Annotated in this window: 2 protein-coding genes and 1 pseudogene; 2 read left to right on the top strand and 1 reads right to left on the bottom strand. The window is 42.2% G+C overall.

The window, feature by feature from the left end:
• Both ACMHXE_RS16215 and ACMHXE_RS16210 read left to right on the top strand, forming a co-directional pair.
• A pseudogene (locus ACMHXE_RS16215) lies at positions 1-174 on the top strand (alpha-amylase family glycosyl hydrolase); the annotation flags it as partial.
• A 353-nt stretch (positions 175-527) separates the two neighbouring features.
• Complete coding sequence (locus ACMHXE_RS16210) at positions 528-1,130, top strand: CPBP family intramembrane glutamic endopeptidase (RefSeq protein WP_039036193.1); 603 nt, start codon at positions 528-530, stop codon at positions 1,128-1,130.
• Between the two features lie 181 nt (positions 1,131-1,311).
• On the opposite strand, the gene ACMHXE_RS16205 is transcribed toward ACMHXE_RS16210, so the two are convergent.
• Positions 1,312-1,937: IS256 family transposase (locus tag ACMHXE_RS16205; protein WP_224868444.1), on the bottom strand; the 626-nt coding region annotated here is incomplete at its 5' end.

Here is a 1,937-nt window from a genome sequence, read left to right as displayed (position 1 = left end):
CTACTGCTTGAGCTTGGTATCAGTGACGATGCCTGGATAACTTCCGCCAAGGAGTTTCGCCGTCAGTACAGTGGCATGAGTGGCCGATGGGATGCGATGTGTGCCATGAAGGCCAAATATGGCGGTAAATGGTGCCGGGGTAAGCAACAAAGCCAAGCAATACATCCCCATTAACCTTAAACCGTTGGCGATTTTGCAGAAACAGGCTTAAGCCTGCTGCAGGCCTGCTTGGCAACCGCAGTTTTTGTATGAAGTACGCAGATTAGTCGTCTTAGAGAGTCTACTTCCAATATTTCATCGTCATTTATAAACAATTGAGACCGAATGATATGCTTCCTCATGGCTCGCAAAGTGTTTAGGATGTCCTGTATGTTTGTGTATGTTTGTGTATGTTTGTAGTATGTTTGTATGTTTTTTGCGGTGTACTTCTGTTTGATTGTTGATTTGGATAGATCAATCACCAGTGTATCACTGCAACCTTTTCTACCTCCATGCACCATAAATCATCATAGTTCAATAGATATGTCATGAATCATAAACCTATATATTTAACTTTAGCCATCATCATATCAACGATGGGGACATTTGTTGTAATTAATGTATTTTCAGATTTTCCTGGGTTTGTTGCATACTTAGGCTTCACTAGTGAAGGGTATGGCACTTTTTTAAGCTGGAATTTAGCCCTATTTGTGACTGTCTTATACTGCTACAGTGCTTCGAAAATCTCTGACGTTAAACAATACATGTTCAAAGTAGACTTGTTAAAAATGGTTGTAGTCGTTGCGGCTTTATGTGCAGGAATCGTAGAAGAAATAGTATTTAGAAAGTGGGTAATGGATTACCTAGCTTCTGAAAACTTCTCTTTCTTTATCCAAATTATTGCATCTGGCCTAGCTTTTGGTGTTGTTCATTTGATTTGGGGTTTGAGGAATATCAAAGCCGGTATCAATGCCGCTTTCTCTACATTTATGCTGGGGTTAGCTTTAGGGGTTGTTTACTGGGTAGGTGATCGAAGCTTAGCGCCATGTATTGCGGCTCATTTTTTCATCTCTGCGTTAATTGAACCAGGTTTATTAATATCAGCTCAAAAAGATAAATTAGGGTACTGGTCTGAAAAAACAAACAAGTAGAGGTAGTGGAATGACTCATTTAATTTTGACTATTCATGCACTTTTACATGCGTGACAAGTGTAGTGGTCAAGTTAAATTGGCCACGGTTTTGTATTCAAGCCAGTATCTTCGCTCTGACTCGTTCGGTGTAAGCCCACCGTTATATTGGAGGGTGTTCAAAATTCTGTGTCACGTTAAAAATCACAGATCGATGTGAGCATCCAGTCGTCCTTCAAAATGGATGGACAGCTGAGATAGCGTTAAATTCCAGTTTTGAATCGGGTGTGACCACCGCTCCTGAGCCTTCAATATACCGGCGTAGAGCAGTTTGAGTAAACTGTTCTCGTTGGCAAAACCACCCTTGGTTTTCGTCAGTTTACGAAACTGACGATGTACGGCCTCAACCGCGTTCGTGGTGTAGATAGCCTTACGCACGTATTCCGGGTACTTAAAATAGGTCGATAACAGCGCCCACTTGTTGCGCCAGGACTTGATGACCACAGGATATTTGTCGCCCCATTTGGCTTCCAGCTCGTCCAGCGCCATCTCAGCTGCATTGAGGGTTGTGGCTTTATAGACACACTTTAAATCAGCCATAAACGCCTTCTGGTTTTTAGACGCTACGTATTTCATTGAGTTACGAATTTGATGAATGATGCATGACTGCACCTCTGTATGTGGGTAAATGGTTTCAATGGCTTCAGGGAAGCCTTTAAGGCCATCGACACAGGCAATCAGGATGTCTTTAATTCCGCGACTATGAAGATCGGTTAGTATACTTAGCCACTGATGTGCACCTTCAGTGTCTGAGATATACAAGCCCAACA

Source organism: Shewanella sp. BJSY2023SW007, from assembly GCF_047314525.1.
GTDB lineage: Bacteria > Pseudomonadota > Gammaproteobacteria > Enterobacterales > Shewanellaceae > Shewanella > Shewanella chilikensis.
Note: the sequence above shows the minus strand (reverse complement) of the source record. Positions and strands in the feature narration are given on the sequence as shown.

Excerpts from the sequence above, each read along its gene's own strand:
- ACMHXE_RS16210 (WP_039036193.1), top strand. The coding sequence starts at position 528 with ATGAATCATAAACCTATATATTTAACTTTAGCCATCATCATATCAACG.